A 14,417-nucleotide genomic window follows, 5' to 3' on the forward strand; every position below is an offset into this window, starting at 1 on the left:
TCAGGTGTTAGTGTCCTTACGGACGTGGGGGTTCAAGTCCCCCCCCTCGCACCAATATTCTTACCCTTCTCTGTTTTATCCCATCAGCTTCAAATTCAACATGATCAGCATTATTCCACTGACCAGCGCTACGCTTGACGGCAACAGTACGAAATGACGTAACTGACGGTGCCAGATCATTGCCGCCGATAGTAGTAACCCCAGCACAATCATCACGCGCCAGGCTTCCACCGGCAGGCCAATCATGCCTAACGCCATCACCAGTACGCCCGGCAGCAGAATTCCCCAACCACTCCCTAAAGCTCGCTGCAACATGGTTTCGCCTCTCACAACGATAATGATAACCAATATCATATGATAATTCTTATCATTTGTCATGCCGGAGAGTTTAACTTTTATTACTCTTGCATTCAGGAGTAATGACATACATTCACTGGGATGATAAATTAAGCAAATTAAATCTATATATTACATTGTCTGATCATTTGCGCAGATAGCCTTATATTACGTGTTGTTTTATATTTTTCCCCCTTTGGCAGCCATCATCTTGAAACTTAACTACTAATAATGATAGTACCAATATGACTGCACAAACCTGGCGGGCTCATTACGAGCAAAAATATCAGTATTCCTTACGACTTTTTTTATTACTTAATTGTGTTTCTGCCGCTCTGTCGCTCCTCAGTCCGCTGTTTACCATTGTCACCGTCACGCTGCCGAGTTCGCTGATCTGTGCCGCCAGCCTGGGGTTCTTGTTATGGAATTGGAAATTTCCAAAACAGAAAATAAATATTCCTGTTATTTCTCTGTTATTTGGCATGCTATGGGCCTGGCACATCGTAATAAAAGCCTCATTGTTACCACCTCCACATTTTAACTTTCTGGTTATTGCCTTATTAAGCATCCTGTTTATTGGAACTATCGCTTTTTCTAACAATATCATTGCCTTTACTCTACATTCGCTACCGACTTTTATGGTGTGTCTGGTACTGGCCGGCGGCGAACAGTGGATGCGGATGTTTTACTGCTTTGTCCTGCCAGTTGCTGGAATTACGTTGCAAAACATTATGCAAAAGCGCAGCGATAATTTTACCCAAGGGCTAATGGATAAACTGTTGCAAGAGCGTAACACCCTGAACGATCTCAGTATGCTTGACCCATTAACCGGCCTGTATAACCGCCGTGGCCTGCAAAACCGGATGGATAACATCCTGGCAGTGGATACCTGCGAACATTTCATCCTGCTTTTGGATATTGACCATTTCAAAGCCTACAACGATAACTATGGCCATATGATGGGCGACCAGGCGCTAATCCAGGTATCCGCGGCGATTCGTAATTCCGTGCGTTCACGCGATATCGTCGCTCGATTTGGCGGTGAAGAGTTTATGGTGGTGCTGACCAGCAGCTCGGCGGAATCCGCCTTCCAGACAGCAGAGCGTATTCGCCAACGGGTTTACGATTTAAAAATCGCGCATCGTTTTAACGAAAGCGTCGCCACTCATGTCACTATCAGTATCGGGATGACCCCTCTGGTGAGTGGCGACATCGACAGTGCGATAAAACGCGCCGATAGCGCGCTATATGAAGCCAAAAACCAGGGACGTAATATCATTCTCGTCAACTAACGCTTCCAGCCCGCCGCGAGGGATATGCGGCGCTGACAAATCGCTTGCGCTCCCTGCAACGAACAACTAGTATCAGCAATCATTATCATTTAGATTTGTATCTGGAAATCTGATGGCTTACCGTACCTTCTCCTTCAGCGATGACATCATCTGGCGTGCGCCGCTTGCGCCCGTCGAGCATGCATTGGCGAATGCGGTACGGGAAAAGATCGCTGCGGTACGCCCGCATCTACTGGATTTCCTGCGTCTGGATGAAGAAGCTCCCCCGTTTGCTCTAACCCTCGCGGAATGGTCACGACCAACGTCCCTTAGCTCATTACTGTCCACCTATTCCGACCATATTTACCGTCACCAACCCAGCCAACCGCGCGAACAAAAACCCCTGCTTTCACTGTGGGCGCAGTGGTATATCGGCCTGCTGGTGCCGCCGCTAATGCTGGCGTTGCTTACGGAAGAACAGGCAATTAGCCTTGAACCGGAGCATTTTCGCGTTGAATTCCATGAAAGCGGGCGCGCGGCTTGCTTCTGGATTGACGTGCATGCCGACCATGATGCGTTGATGCTTCCCGCGCAAGCGCGTATGGATATGTTGGTCAATAAAGCCCTGAAACCGGTGGTGGAAGCGCTGGAAGCTACCGGCGACATTAACGGTAAGCTTATCTGGAGCAATACCGGCTATCTGATTAACTGGTATCTCGGTGAAATGAAAAATCTGCTTGGCGACGAGCAGGTGAACACGCTACGTCAACACTGTTTTTTTGCAAAACAGCAGGCCAGTGGCGAGGATAACCCGCTGTGGCGAACGGTAGTCCTGCGCGAAGGGCTGCTGGTACGCCGAACTTGCTGTCAGCGTTATCGCCTGCCGGACGTTCAACAATGCGGCGACTGCACGTTAAAGTAATTACCTGACGGGCGGCAATATGCCGCCCGTTGTCATTTTATGCGGTCTGCTCGTTCTCCTGCGCCGCGCGCTGCGCCTCTTCAGCTTCCTGCGCCAGCAGTTGCTTTTCGTACACTTTAAAGAACGGGAAGTAGATGATAGCCGATACGCAAGCGAGGACAACGACCAGAATCGCCGCGCGGAAATCCCATCCCAACGCCCATGCGCCGCCAATCGGCGCCGGCGCCGTCCACGGCACGACGGAGATAACACGACCGATCAGATCCAACTTCATGGCCGCCCAGGCAATCACCGCGTTAACCACCGGCGCCAGCAGGAACGGAATAAAGAATACCGGGTTCATCACGATAGGCGTACCGAAAATAACCGGCTCGTTAATGTTAAACAGGCTTGGCACCACGCTTAAACGGCCGATAGAACGCAAATGCGCGGAACGGCTGCGCAGATAGCAGAACACCAGCCCCATGGTTGCGCCGGAACCGCCGACAACGATGAAGAACGTCCAGAACGCTTCCATAAAAATATGCGGCAGCGGCGCGCCCTGCGCCAGGGCCTGCTGGTTCATCCCCAGATTAGTGAGCCAGAACATCTGCAGCATGCCGGAGACAATCGCCGCCCCGTGAATCCCTGCGAACCACAGCAGGTGGCCAATCAACACTGCCAGCAGAATGGCCGGTAATGAATCCGCGGCGGATACCAGCGGTTTAAAGATAGCCATGATGGCCTGCGGGATCAGCATGTCGAAATGATGCTGGATAAACAGACTCAGCGGATAGAGCGTCAGTACCACTACCAGGACCGGGATCAGCAGATCGAAAGAGTTTTTAATCATCGGCGGCACCTGATCCGGCAGACGAATCCCGATGTTGTGCGCCTTCAGGAATCGCATCATCTCCACGCAGTAAATCGCCACCAGGATGGCAGTGAATATCCCGGTACCGCCCAGACTATCAACCGGCAGACTGCCATTGGTTTTTGGCGCTGCGATCAGCAGAAAGGCCATGATCGACAGCATGGCGCACATGAAAGGATCGAGCTGGTGCGCCTTTTCATAATGCTTGCCCAGGTTGTAGGAAATCGCCGCGCAGATATAAATGGACATGATGCCCATGGTCATATCAAAAGGCGTCAGAATGCGTCCTTCGAACTCTTTAGCCAAATCCAGCCAGGCGCGGGCGAAGCCCCAGGTAGTATCCGGCGAAAAAGGCGGATAAGCGAAGACTAAGAGAAAGGAACCCACGATCATAAACGGCATGGCCGAGATAAATCCGTCACGAATAGCCATGACGTGGCGCTGCGAAGAAATGCGCCCGGCAACGGGGCTTATATAATTCTCTACAAAGCGAAATATCAGATTAAACGCAGCATGGTTAGCAGACATAGCAGCCCTCCTGACAGGCTATCGAAACAGGCCCAACAACGGTAATCTTGCCGCTATGCTGAAATTAACTACGTATCGACAGTGGCTAATCGGAATTAAAGGTCGCCATATTGTCAGCAGAAATATCTCACGCGCGGCTGTTAGTTATCTTTGCTACAGGGAGTTACCTTGTCAGTATTCATCGACGAACGCCATACTGCAACCGGTTACAGTAACCGGTTGCGGTGATTGTGAAGAAGATCCAGAAATCAGAATAATTCCTGATTATCTATCGACAATATTTACAGATTTCCGGCCTTGTGACAGATTTAAGCGGATAACTATCAGGAGAACCCCATGAGTCTGCAGTCCGTGAGGCAGTTTTTTGCTGAACATGCCCCCGATATTGAAATCATCGAATTGAATCAAAGTACGGCGACCGTTGCGCTTGCCGCCGCCGCGCATCGGGTCGAACCGGGGCAAATCGCTAAGACTTTATCTTTAAAAGTAAAAGACCAGGTTATATTGATCGTCGCCAAAGGTGATGCCCGGCTTGATAATAAAAAACTGAAAGACGCTTTCGGGGCGAAAGCGCGCATGCTTAGTAGTGATGAAGTTGTTACGCTGACTGGCCATCCCGTCGGCGGCGTCTGCCCGTTTGGCCTGGAAAATCCACTGCCGGTTTATTGTGATGTCTCGCTCAAGCAGTATTCCGAAGTTCTGCCGGCAGCGGGGGCAATTCATAGCGCGGTACGAATTTCGCCTGAACGTATGGCGCAACTGACAGAAGCCGACTGGGTCGACGTCTGCCTGTAGATTGCCAGTTATTGCGCCAGGCGCATTCCCCGGCCGTCGTCATTATTAGCCGGCAGACACAGCAGAATGTCTGCCGCGCTGAGCAAGCCAATGTCAGAGTTCACACCCAGTTTGGTCATTGCATTAAATTTATGCGCGCGAATGGTTTTGATATTTCTATCAAGCCGGGTGGCTATTTCGGGCAGTGAATAGCCGTAAGTCATGTAACGCAGGATCGTATGCTCGGTTGGGCTAAGAATTTGCCCGCAGGAGCTATAGCTGCGATTGAGAATACTTTCTTTGTCCAGCGGCGCCTGTTCAATTAGCTGCAGTAAACGTTCTTGCAGGCGAGTAAGACAAGATGATTTATTGAGGATAGTTTGCGGGCTTGATGGCGTCAGATGGCTGATCAGACGCATTTCCGCCGTATTATCCGCCAGTACGATTCGCTGTATTTCGGGACGAGTTTGCGCAATCTCGTGTAAGAAGAGCAGGCTTTCCAGACGAATACGCCTGCTACCGGAAAGAGAAAAAATAACGGCAATAAAGTTTTTGGAAGCGAATTCGCGCTTTAGAGCCTGAGTATCTTTATAAAAATGAATGCTATATCTTTTACCCGCATCGTTACTTAAAATGTAACGAAGCGCCGTCTCAGTCATTGCGCATTTTTCTACGATAGCGACACATCGTGTTGTGAGATTTTTTTCCATTCCGTGTTATCTCCATAGGCTGAATACAGATTCAGTTCCTTCATTCCTTGAGCGCTATTGATCCAGGCATACATTTCTGCATTACTGCGTAACGAAAGTCGGCGCATGGCGCTATTTTTCTGCGCGCTTATCGTTTTATTGCTCTTTTTCAACAAGGCAGCAATCTGGTTAATTCCCCACCCTTTTGCCAGAAGCCGCAAAACTTTGCGTTCTGAAAAAGTTAAGATGACCGTCTCGCCAGCGTCATCACCTAAGTTATCCATCTCGGGTGAAAAAAGTGTCTGGCTAATTCTCTCAGCAGAAAGTTTGCCGGCGCGGATGACTTCAATGAAACGTCTTACCGGCTCGCTATCAGAAATCAGCGAACTCTCCGGCCGCATGAGAAACTCGACTGCCAAAGGGAAGCAGGAGTGGCCAACCATAAAAATCCAGTGAATATCCCGGTATTGATTCATTAACGAATAATAATGCTCACAAATATCTCGCGGGCGTTCAATGTGTCCGGAGAGGTCAACGACGACCAGTACGGCGCGGCGAAGCTGCAGTAACGTGAGTTCATCCTGCGAACCACAGAAACTTAGTTCGTAATCAGGAAGATGTTCCCTTAAAATAGCCTTCAGGCCGGATTGCATAACCGGTATTCTACTAATAATGACGCCAAATTTACCTTGTCCTGGCAACATAAAACCTCCGCATCCTGTCAAAGATTCACACCCGAAATAAATGACGGATGAATGGCTACTATAATATTATTTCACCTACTGAATCTTTATCGTCCCTGGTGGGCATAATGCACGCCCTGAAGTTAATTCCATAACCGTGAGGGATATATAACTATTACTCTCACCAACGATTTACCCTAACACAAAATGATGCCATCAATAAATTAGAAAAAATTAAAGCCCTCATTAGAAAAATTACCTTAAGAATTAAATAAATAACTTATTTAATTTCTTTCCTAAATGCTTTTGGCGAGATTCCGCTATATCGCCGAAAGAATCTCGAAAAATAAGCAGCGTCAGTAAACCCTAAATAATCAGAAAGTTGTGTGATGGTCATGCTGGTATATTGCAGGTTACGCCGCGCTTCTAACATTAAGCGTCGATGTAAGACGCCTAATGCGCTGCAGCCATGAAATTCACGACACAAATAATTTAAATGCGTTGTGGAAAGCCCCACTAGCTTTGCATATTCAGCCAGCGGCAGATGCTCCCGGTAATGGCTTTCAATCAGGCGGGAAAAATGGCGCATGACGCTGCGCTTACGTTCGGCTTTGTCTTCTGTCACCGATGTCGGCTGACACTGGCGGTTTAACCAGACCAGGAGCGCCCCCAGCAGCGAATGCAGCATCATTTCTCGCGCATCATGCTCCTCGCAGTACTCTTCACGCAAAGCGGTAAACAGCGAGTGAATATGGCCGCGTGAGCGTTTTACCGCCACGCACTGCGGCTGTGATAGCACATCAAGCGTTCGACCAAACTGGCTTTCAAAGCGGCTCAGCAGCGGCAGTGAAAGCGACAGGACAAATCCCTGAGTACCGGGGGAAAAACGGAAGCCATGAATGCATAATGCCGGCACAACCTGAATACAGGCTTCGGTCATGACCCTCGTCGCGCCCTCAACTTCGATTTCAGCGCGCCCCTTGTGCAGATACAATAGCTGCACCATTTCGGCATGTTGATGCACGCGGATATGCCACTCATAAAGGCTGCTGCGCTGCAAAATGGATTCACAATGCAGCAGATCCGGCGTCGGCCAACCGCGCTCTTCGCCATATAATTTAAAAACAGGGATCGTACTTGCGGTCGACATGGCATCTCCGGTTTTCGTTAGCCGTTACGTTACCTGCTCCATCGGCAAACCCACATAATTTTCGGCAATCGTCGTCAGCCCTGCGCGAGACCCCAGATAGTAGCGGCGGTCGGCGGACTGCATTTTTTTATCGAAATCACTTTGTTCAGGGAAGTCATGCAGCAGGCGAGTCATAAACCAGCTGAATCTCTCCCCTTTCCATACGCGGTCGAGAGCGAAGCGCGAATAGCTCGCAAGCAGGTCCGCACGGCCATGGCGATAATACTCGCGCAGGATCCGCCATAAATAATTGACATCCGACGCCGCCAGATTAAGCCCCTTCGCGCCGGTTGGCGGTACGATATGCGCAGCATCGCCGACCAGAAATAGCCGGCCATACTGCATCGGCTCGACGACATAGCTGCGCAGCGGCGCAATGCTTTTCTCAAGTGAGTGACCAGTCACTACCTTACTTGCCAGATCCTCCGGCAGACGCCGCTTTAACTCATTCCAGAAGCGTTCATCTGACCATGCCGAGACGTTATCGCTTAACGGCACCTGCAGATAATAGCGGCTGCGAGTGAGTGAGCGCTGACTACATAATACAAATCCCCGTTCGTGATGGGCGTAAATCAGCTCCGGATTTACCGGCGGCGTGTCCGCCAGCAAACCTAACCAGCCAAACGGCCACACGCTTTCATACTCTTTGAGAATGTCACGTGGAATGCTTTGCCGCGAAACGCCGTGGAAACCATCGCAACCGGCAATAAAATCGCACTCCAGGCGACACTTTTCGCCGCCGCTCACGTAAGAGACCACCGGTCGGTCGCTCTTAACATCCTCGATTGCCACCTCGCTAACGCCATAAATAATCGGCGCGCCGCTGTCGCGTCTTGCCGCCATCAGGTCACGGGTGACTTCGGTCTGGCCGTAGACCATCACGCTTTTACCGCCGGTCAACTCGCTGAGCGGTACCGGTACCCGCTGGCCTTCAAATAAAAACTCCACGCCATGATGAACCAGCCCTTCCGCATCCATTCGCTTTGCTACCCCCGCTTCGCGCAATAGCTCGACGGTACCGTTTTCGAGGATCCCCGCCCGTATACGTCCCAGCACATATTCCGCGCTCTGACGCTCAAGGATGACGGTATGAATACCAGCGTTATGCAGCAGTTGGCCTAACAGTAGCCCCGAAGGGCCCGCGCCAATAATGGCAACCTGTGTTCTCATAGGGTACTCGCTCTCGAAAGTTAATTATTTGTTTGTTTTTTGTTTATTAAAAGTTCACAGATGCATTTTTGATAACTCAAACGGGAAAAAGAAGGGATGAATGGCGGTAAAAATTGCACTTTCCAACGAAGTGGTGAAAGTGTGGCGCGGTTCAAATTTCAGCCAACGCCATTGATGGAGCAATTTTTGCACATTGTTTGATCCGGCACGCCGCACAACGGGGTGGAGTTCAGGTACAAGTATCAATAGAGACGCGGACAGCAGGTACTTATGCAGGCAGATAAATCAGAGCAGCGCGCCGTCACCCGGTTGTGCATCCAGTGTGCCCTTTACTTACTCCAGCACGGTGCGGAAAGCGCGCTGGTTGAGGAGCTTTCTACCCGCCTCGGGCGGGCGTTAGGTATGGATAGCGTTGAAAGCGCTATCTCCTCTAATGCGATCGTGCTCACCACGATTAAAGACGGCGAATGTCTCACCTCCACGCGTAAAAACAGCGATCGCGGAATTAACATGCATGTGGTGACGGAGGTACAGCATATTGTGATCATGGCCGAACATAAGCTGTTGGATTACAAAGACGTCGAGAAGCGCTTCTCGCAGATCAAACCCTTACGCTACCCGCGCTGGCTACTGGTATTAATGGTCGGCCTCTCCTGCGCCTGCTTTTGTAAATTGAACAATGGCGGTTGGGATGGCGCGGTGGTTACCTTCTTCGCCAGTACCGTCGCCATGTATATTCGCCAACTGCTAACCCACCGTTCCATGCATCCGCAGATTAATTTCTGCATTACTGCCTTTGTCGCCACCACCATTTCCGGGCTGATGCTGCGTCTGCCGGCATTTAGCGAGACGCCGACTGTCGCCATGGCCGCCAGCGTGCTGTTGCTGGTTCCCGGCTTTCCGTTAATTAACGCCGTGGCCGATATGTTCAAGGGCCATATCAATACCGGGCTGGCTCGCTGGGCGATCGCCAGCCTGCTGACGCTGGCGACCTGTATCGGGGTGGTAATGGCAATGACCATGTGGGGGCTACGCGGATGGGCATAATCTCTTATCTTTTCGACCTGGTGCAGGATATGGCGCTGGCGGCCATCCCTGCCGTCGGCTTTGCGATGGTGTTCAACGTCCCACAGCGCGCGCTGCGCTGGTGCGCGTTACTGGGCGCTATCGGCCACGGCTCGCGGATGGTGATGATGAGCGCAGGCTTCAATATAGAATGGGCTACCTTTCTCGCCGCGTTACTGGTCGGCAGTATTGGCATTCAGTGGTCGCGCTGGTATCTGGCGCATCCGAAGATATTTACCGTCGCCGCGGTGATCCCAATGTTCCCTGGGATTTCGGCCTATACGGCGATGATCTCAGCCGTCAAAATCAGCCATTTTGGTTACTCCGAAGAGATGATGATTATGCTGTTGAGCAACTTTTTAAAAGCCTCCTCCATCGTCGGGGCGCTCTCTATCGGGCTGTCTATTCCCGGTCTGTGGCTCTATCGCAAACGCCCGCGCGTGTAACCGCCAGCGCTGCTTCCTGGCCTCGCACTATGCTACTATGTCAGCAATTCCCCCACTCTTTGCTGTTCAGAGTTGAGATAGCGTTATGTCTTCACGAATTTTAACCACCGACTTTTGCGGTCTTGACGATTTCGTCGAGAACCACGCGGCCAGGCTGCAAAAATCAGCCAGCGGCGCCGTCGCCGTATTTGCCAATAACGCCCCGGCGTTTTACGCGCTGACGCCGGAGCGCCTGGCGCAGTTGCTGGAGCTGGAAGCTAAACTGGCGCGCCCCACCAGCGATATCGCGCTGGATGCGCAGTTCTTTGATGAGCCGAGCGCCGCGCCCGTCGCCGTGCCGATGGGAAAATTCGCCATGTATGCCGGCTGGCAGCCGGATGCCGATTTTCAGCGTCTGGCGGCGCTGTGGGGTATCGCCCTGACGCAGCCGGTCACCCCGGAAGAACTGGCCGCCTTTGTCGCCTACTGGCAGGCAGAAGGCAAAGTTTTCCACCACGTGCAGTGGCAGCAGAAGCTGGCGCGTAGCGTGCAAATCGGCCGCGCCAGCAACGGCGGGCAGCCGAAGCGCGATGTGAACGCTATTAGCGAACCCGATAACCAGATCCCGCGAGGTTTCCGAGGATGAGCATGAAAAACGTTGGCGATCTCATGAAGCGCCTGCAAAAAATGATGCCAGCCCACGTGCAACCGGCGTTTAAAACCGGCGAAGAGCTGTTAGCCTGGCAAAAAGAGCAAGGTAGGCTGCGTTCAGAGGCGCTGGAGCGGGAAAATCGGGCGATGAAAATGCAGCGCACCTTTAATCGCTCCGGGATCCGTCCATTACATCAGAACTGTTCATTCGATAATTACCGGGTCGAAAACGACGGGCAGATGATCGCCCTGTCCCGCGCCCGCCAGTACGTTGAAGAGTTTGACGGCAATATTGCGAGCTTCATCTTCTCCGGCAAGCCGGGCACCGGTAAAAATCATCTTGCCGCCGCTATCTGCAACGAGCTGCTGCTGCGCGGTAAATCGGTATTAATCATCACCGTCGCCGATATTATGTCGGCGATGAAAGATACCTTTGGTAATCGGGAAACCAGCGAAGAGCAACTGCTCAGCGACCTGAGCCGGGTCGATCTGCTGGTTATCGACGAAATCGGTATGCAAACCGAATCACGCTACGAGAAAGTGATTATCAACCAGATTGTCGATCGTCGCTCCTCCTCGAAACGCCCAACCGGCATGCTGACTAACAGTACCATGGATGAAATGAACAAACTGCTCGGCGAACGCGTTATGGATCGCATGCGCCTTGGCAATAGCCTGTGGGTGAACTTCACCTGGGATAGCTACCGCGATCGCGTTACCGGTAAAGAGTATTGAGAGATTTCCGAGCGCAAGCGGCGTTATACTGAAGAGATTCTTAAGTAACGACGAAGAGTACGTTTATGAAATCTTTGCAGACAGCTTTTTGCGCCGCTATCGCAGCCGGCGCGTTGATGGCGGCCCCTACCTACGCCGCCTCCTGGCAGGACTCGCTCAATAGCGCCGCCAGCCAGCTCAGCAGCAGCTCCCAGCAAAGCGGCGGCGGTATGTCGATGTCGTCCTTAACCAGCCTGCTCAACGGCGGCAACCAGGCGCTCACCTCCAGCAGCATGAACAATGCCGCCGGCGTTCTCTCTTATTGCGCGCAAAAAAAACTGACCTCGGTCACCAACGCCGACAACGTTAAAAACCAGGTACTGGATAAGCTTGGCCTGAGCACGCCGGAGAAACAGAAACAGGATACCGGTTATCTGGAAGGGCTACAGGGATTGCTGAGCAGTAATAACGGCCAGCAGTTGAATCTGAACACTCTCGGCAGCAGCCCGCTGGCTGAAAAAGTGAAGACCAAAGCCTGTGACCTGGTACTGAAACAGGGCGTTAACTTCCTGTCTTAAAGTTCCCCGCCGATGCCGCGTTTGGCGCTTTAGCGTTGCCAGCGCGGCCGCAATCGCTATTTTTACTTTTCTGCTCCTGTTTTCCCCGTGACGACAGGATGAGACATCGTACAAAAAAGACGCTTTCTAAACCAATTCTGAATCACAGCACACTTTCATGACACTACAATTGCAGCAGAAAGGCGCTGCCATTACAGTGTAGCGTGAAAATCGATCTATCCGGCCAGCCCGCCGCTGGCGCATACGAGGGTTAGCTGTGTCAGAGTTGTTATCCATCGCCTTGTTTCTCGCCTCGGTGGTGATCTATGCCTGGAAAGCCGGTCGCAACACCTGGTGGTTCTCTGCCACCCTGGCGGTGTTGGGGCTGTTTGTTGTGCTTAATATCACCCTTTACGCCAGTGACTACTTCACCGGCGACGGTATTAACGATGCGGTACTCTATACCCTGACCAACAGCCTGACCGGCGCGGGCGTCAGTAAATATATTCTGCCGGGTATCGGTCTGGTGCTGGCGCTGGTCGCCGTATTTGGCGTTCTCGGCTGGATATTACGCCGTCGCCGGCATCATCCGCATCACTTTGGCTACAGCCTGATTGCGCTGGTACTGGCGCTGGCCTCCGTCGACGCCAGCCCGGCGTTCCGCCAAATCACCGAACTCGTGAAATCGCAGTCCCGCGATGGCGATCCGGACTTCGCGGCCTACTACAAAGAGCCGTCGAAAAGCATCAACAATCCGCAGCTGAATCTGGTCTATATCTACGGCGAGAGCCTGGAACGCACCTATTTCAATAACGAGGCTTTCCCCGAACTAACGCCGGAACTGGGTAAAATCAAAAGCGAAGGGCTGGATTTCAGCAACACCGCGCAGCTTCCCGGCACCGATTACACCATCGCCGGCATGGTCGCTTCCCAGTGCGGTATTCCGCTGTTCGCGCCGTTCGAAGGCAACGCTTCCGCGGCGGTATCCAGCTTCTTTCCGCAAAATATCTGTCTCGGCGATATCCTGAAAAACTCCGGTTACGAAAACTACTTTGTGCAGGGCGCCAACCTGCGTTTTGCTGGTAAAGACGTTTTCCTCAAATCTCACGGCTTCGATCACCTGTACGGCGCGGAAGAGCTGAAAACAACGGTGGCTGACCCGTCCTACCGCAACGACTGGGGCTTCTACGACGACACCGTGCTCGACGAAACGTGGAAAAAGTTCGAAGCGCTCTCCCAATCCGGCAAACGCTTTTCGCTGTTCGCTCTCACCGTCGATACCCACCACCCTGACGGCTTTATCTCACGCACTTGCGAGCGTAAACGCTATGACATGGATGGCAAAAAGAACCTCTCCTTCAGCGCCGTGGCCTGTAGCCAGGAGCACATCGCCGCGCTGATTGAAAAGATTAAGGCCTCGCCGTACTTCAAAAATACGGTCATCGTGGTTTCGTCCGATCATCTGGCGATGAAGAACACCGCCTGGGATTATCTGAACAAACAGGATCGCAGCAACCTGTTCTTTATCCTGCGCGGCGACCAGCCTCAACAGGATGTGCTGGCCGTGAAGCGTAATACCATGGATAACGGCGCAACGGTGCTGGATATTCTCGGCGGCGATAACTATATCGGCCTTGGCCGCAGCAGCCTTTCTGCAGAGTCGCTCTCCACTATCTTCATGAACATGAAAGAGAAAGTGCTGGCATGGAAACCGGACGTCATTCGTCTGTGGAATTTCCCGAAAGAGATGAAGAATTTCAGCATCGACTCGCAGAAGAACATGATCGCATTCTCCGGTAGCCACTTCCGTCTGCCGCTGCTGCTGCGGGTCTCTGATCAGCGCGTCGAGCCGATTCCGGAAAGCGAATATTCCGCGCCGCTACGCTTCCAACTGGCGGATTTCGCCCCGCGCGACAACTTCGTATGGGTCGACCGCTGCTACAAGATGGGCCAACTGTGGCGGCCGGAACTGGCGCTGTCCACCGACTGGTGCGTCTCTCAGGGTCAACTGGGCGGCGAACAAAAAGTACAGCATGTCGATAAGCCGCAGTGGCAGGGCAAAACCGCCTTTAAAGATACCGTCATCGATATGGAGCGCTATAAAGGCAACGTCGATACGTTGAAAATTGTCGATAACGATATTCGCTACAAAGCCGATAGCTTTGTGTTTAATGTCGCCGGCGCGCCGGAAGAGGTCAAACAGTTCAGCGGCATCTCGCGGCCTGAGCTGTGGGGACGCTGGTCTAATGCCCAACTCGGTGACGAGGTGAAGATTGAATATAAAAAACCGCTACCGGAAAAATTCGATCTGGTGATCACCGCCAAAGCCTTCGGCCCGAACGCCAACCAGCCAATACCGGTGCGCGTCGGGAAAAGCGAGCAAGTACTTACTTTAGCCAATGAAGTGACCACGACGACGCTGCATTTCGACAATCCGGCGCGCAGCAACACCTTAACAATCACTCCGCCGGAGCCCCAGTCCACCAACGAAGGCAATATTGTCGGCCACGCGCCGCGCCAGTTGGGCATTGGTATGGTCGACATTAAAATCGTCAGTCGCGAAGGTTAACGCCTGCGGCCCGGCGTCTGC

Annotated in this window: 15 protein-coding genes; 9 read left to right on the top strand and 6 right to left on the bottom strand. The window is 52.3% G+C overall.

Going from position 1 to position 14,417, the window contains the following annotated elements; all coding sequences use genetic code 11:
- Positions 1-75 precede the first annotated feature (75 nt).
- On the bottom strand, positions 76-315 hold the full coding sequence (locus tag ABLV08_RS09670; protein WP_032706671.1) for a DUF1435 domain-containing protein: 240 nt from the start codon (positions 313-315) through the stop codon (positions 76-78).
- 266 nt (positions 316-581) lie between these two features.
- Between ABLV08_RS09670 and ABLV08_RS09675 the strand changes: the two genes are divergently transcribed.
- Together ABLV08_RS09675 and fhuF are read left to right on the top strand one after the other, a co-directional pair.
- A complete protein-coding gene (locus tag ABLV08_RS09675) occupies positions 582-1,628 on the top strand; it encodes a GGDEF domain-containing protein (protein WP_015368393.1) in 1,047 nt (348 codons plus the stop codon).
- A gap of 112 nt (positions 1,629-1,740) precedes the next feature.
- Positions 1,741-2,529: a siderophore-iron reductase FhuF gene (gene fhuF / locus ABLV08_RS09680; RefSeq protein ID WP_213192516.1), complete on the top strand. Its 789-nt coding sequence runs from the start codon at positions 1,741-1,743 to the stop codon at positions 2,527-2,529.
- A gap of 37 nt (positions 2,530-2,566) precedes the next feature.
- Here fhuF and ABLV08_RS09685 read toward each other — a convergent pair whose 3' ends face one another.
- Positions 2,567-3,910, bottom strand: a complete 1,344-nt coding sequence (locus tag ABLV08_RS09685) for a PTS sugar transporter subunit IIC (protein WP_032713269.1) — start codon at positions 3,908-3,910, stop codon at positions 2,567-2,569.
- A gap of 336 nt (positions 3,911-4,246) precedes the next feature.
- Here ABLV08_RS09685 and ABLV08_RS09690 point away from each other — a divergent pair, with 336 nt between their 5' ends.
- Positions 4,247-4,705: a YbaK/EbsC family protein gene (locus ABLV08_RS09690; protein WP_032709833.1), complete on the top strand. Its 459-nt coding sequence runs from the start codon at positions 4,247-4,249 to the stop codon at positions 4,703-4,705.
- 8 nt (positions 4,706-4,713) lie between these two features.
- On the opposite strand, the gene bglJ is transcribed toward ABLV08_RS09690, so the two are convergent.
- The 4 genes from bglJ to pobA form a co-directional block, all read right to left on the bottom strand.
- Positions 4,714-5,394: a DNA-binding transcriptional activator BglJ gene (bglJ, locus tag ABLV08_RS09695; RefSeq protein WP_032709832.1), complete on the bottom strand. Its 681-nt coding sequence runs from the start codon at positions 5,392-5,394 to the stop codon at positions 4,714-4,716.
- Entirely contained in the window at positions 5,355-6,077 is a 723-nt protein-coding gene (locus ABLV08_RS09700; RefSeq protein ID WP_015704315.1) for a response regulator transcription factor, read from the bottom strand. The genes bglJ and ABLV08_RS09700 overlap by 40 nt, the downstream gene beginning before the upstream one ends.
- 259 nt (positions 6,078-6,336) lie before the next feature.
- Positions 6,337-7,206 carry a helix-turn-helix domain-containing protein gene (locus ABLV08_RS09705; RefSeq protein ID WP_015704314.1) on the bottom strand — a complete coding sequence of 290 codons (870 nt, stop codon included), beginning with the start codon at positions 7,204-7,206 and terminating at the stop codon, positions 6,337-6,339.
- Between the two features lie 24 nt (positions 7,207-7,230).
- Complete coding sequence (gene pobA / locus ABLV08_RS09710) at positions 7,231-8,415, bottom strand: 4-hydroxybenzoate 3-monooxygenase (RefSeq protein ID WP_032709830.1); 1,185 nt, start codon at positions 8,413-8,415, stop codon at positions 7,231-7,233.
- A 270-nt stretch (positions 8,416-8,685) separates the two neighbouring features.
- On the opposite strand from pobA, the gene ABLV08_RS09715 reads away from it, so the two are divergent.
- From ABLV08_RS09715 to opgB, 6 genes are all read left to right on the top strand, one after another.
- Positions 8,686-9,462, top strand: a complete 777-nt coding sequence (locus ABLV08_RS09715; protein ID WP_058679941.1) for a threonine/serine exporter ThrE family protein — start codon at positions 8,686-8,688, stop codon at positions 9,460-9,462.
- Complete coding sequence (locus ABLV08_RS09720) at positions 9,453-9,926, top strand: threonine/serine exporter (protein WP_015368404.1); 474 nt, start codon at positions 9,453-9,455, stop codon at positions 9,924-9,926. Before ABLV08_RS09715 ends, ABLV08_RS09720 begins: the two co-directional genes overlap by 10 nt.
- An 85-nt stretch (positions 9,927-10,011) precedes the next feature.
- Positions 10,012-10,551: a primosomal protein DnaT gene (gene dnaT / locus ABLV08_RS09725; protein WP_015368405.1), complete on the top strand. Its 540-nt coding sequence runs from the start codon at positions 10,012-10,014 to the stop codon at positions 10,549-10,551.
- A gap of 2 nt (positions 10,552-10,553) precedes the next feature.
- On the top strand, positions 10,554-11,291 hold the full coding sequence (gene dnaC, locus ABLV08_RS09730; RefSeq protein WP_015368406.1) for a DNA replication protein DnaC: 738 nt from the start codon (positions 10,554-10,556) through the stop codon (positions 11,289-11,291).
- A 65-nt stretch (positions 11,292-11,356) separates the two neighbouring features.
- On the top strand, positions 11,357-11,848 hold the full coding sequence (locus ABLV08_RS09735) for a DUF2501 domain-containing protein (RefSeq protein ID WP_015368407.1): 492 nt from the start codon (positions 11,357-11,359) through the stop codon (positions 11,846-11,848).
- 256 nt (positions 11,849-12,104) lie between these two features.
- Positions 12,105-14,396: a phosphatidylglycerol--membrane-oligosaccharide glycerophosphotransferase gene (opgB, locus tag ABLV08_RS09740; RefSeq protein ID WP_348855786.1), complete on the top strand. Its 2,292-nt coding sequence runs from the start codon at positions 12,105-12,107 to the stop codon at positions 14,394-14,396.
- Positions 14,397-14,417 lie beyond the last annotated feature (21 nt).

This window comes from Klebsiella sp. CN_Kp088 (genome assembly GCF_040064335.1).
Lineage (GTDB): Bacteria > Pseudomonadota > Gammaproteobacteria > Enterobacterales > Enterobacteriaceae > Klebsiella > Klebsiella aerogenes.

Excerpts from the sequence above, each read along its gene's own strand:
- fhuF (WP_213192516.1), top strand. The coding sequence starts at position 1,741 with ATGGCTTACCGTACCTTCTCCTTCAGCGATGACATCATCTGGCGTGCG.
- ABLV08_RS09685 (WP_032713269.1), bottom strand. The coding sequence starts at position 3,910 with ATGTCTGCTAACCATGCTGCGTTTAATCTGATATTTCGCTTTGTAGAG.
- bglJ (WP_032709832.1), bottom strand. The coding sequence starts at position 5,394 with ATGGAAAAAAATCTCACAACACGATGTGTCGCTATCGTAGAAAAATGC.
- ABLV08_RS09670 (WP_032706671.1), bottom strand. The coding sequence starts at position 315 with ATGTTGCAGCGAGCTTTAGGGAGTGGTTGGGGAATTCTGCTGCCGGGC.
- ABLV08_RS09705 (WP_015704314.1), bottom strand. The coding sequence starts at position 7,206 with ATGTCGACCGCAAGTACGATCCCTGTTTTTAAATTATATGGCGAAGAG.
- ABLV08_RS09715 (WP_058679941.1), top strand. The coding sequence starts at position 8,686 with ATGCAGGCAGATAAATCAGAGCAGCGCGCCGTCACCCGGTTGTGCATC.
- ABLV08_RS09735 (WP_015368407.1), top strand. The coding sequence starts at position 11,357 with ATGAAATCTTTGCAGACAGCTTTTTGCGCCGCTATCGCAGCCGGCGCG.
- ABLV08_RS09700 (WP_015704315.1), bottom strand. The coding sequence starts at position 6,077 with ATGTTGCCAGGACAAGGTAAATTTGGCGTCATTATTAGTAGAATACCG.
- ABLV08_RS09675 (WP_015368393.1), top strand. The coding sequence starts at position 582 with ATGACTGCACAAACCTGGCGGGCTCATTACGAGCAAAAATATCAGTAT.
- ABLV08_RS09720 (WP_015368404.1), top strand. The coding sequence starts at position 9,453 with ATGGGCATAATCTCTTATCTTTTCGACCTGGTGCAGGATATGGCGCTG.
- ABLV08_RS09690 (WP_032709833.1), top strand. The coding sequence starts at position 4,247 with ATGAGTCTGCAGTCCGTGAGGCAGTTTTTTGCTGAACATGCCCCCGAT.
- pobA (WP_032709830.1), bottom strand. The coding sequence starts at position 8,415 with ATGAGAACACAGGTTGCCATTATTGGCGCGGGCCCTTCGGGGCTACTG.
- dnaT (WP_015368405.1), top strand. The coding sequence starts at position 10,012 with ATGTCTTCACGAATTTTAACCACCGACTTTTGCGGTCTTGACGATTTC.
- dnaC (WP_015368406.1), top strand. The coding sequence starts at position 10,554 with ATGAAAAACGTTGGCGATCTCATGAAGCGCCTGCAAAAAATGATGCCA.